The organism is Wolbachia endosymbiont of Tuta absoluta, assembly GCF_059414725.1.
The window spans coordinates 1-490 of sequence record NZ_JBNRJY010000768.1; the positions used below are offsets into that span (position 1 = coordinate 1).

1 protein-coding gene is annotated in these 490 nt (G+C 35.9%); it reads left to right on the plus strand.

Translation table 11 applies throughout. From position 1 onward, the window contains the following. Positions 1–190 precede the first annotated feature (190 nt). Positions 191–490, plus strand: a 300-nt coding sequence (locus ACJ5GX_RS08000; protein WP_495292886.1) for a phage distal tail protein, Rcc01695 family, incomplete at its 3' end; no start/stop codon positions are given.

Genomic DNA, 490 nt, shown 5'->3' on the forward strand with positions numbered 1-490 from the left:
TATATCAGTTAACGCAGAGTCATCAAGACATTAACGAACTGAAAGGTAAGGTAGGAGAAAACAACACCTTTACTTTTCTAGAAGAAACGGGATTTAAAATTTATAGCCTGATTGATAAAGCAGCTTCAAAAATTTAAGATCTTTCCTACTTCATCTATATCAACTCAACTTTATTTTTACAGGAGGGCATATGTCATTTACAGAAATTAGATTTCCAGAAAATATATCTTATGGCTCTACTGGAGGACCTGAATTTTCCACTGACGTTGTAACAACTCATAATGGTTGTGAGCAGCGCAATATCAATTGGTCTCGTGCACGTGCCAGGTATAACATAGCTTATGGAGTTAGGTCAAACGAGCAGCTAACAGAACTCATAACATTTTTTCAGGCACGAAAAGGTAAAGCAATAGGATTTCGTTTTAAGGATTGGTCAGACTTTACCGTTATCAATCAAGAAATTGGCATAGGAGACGATAAAAAAACGATC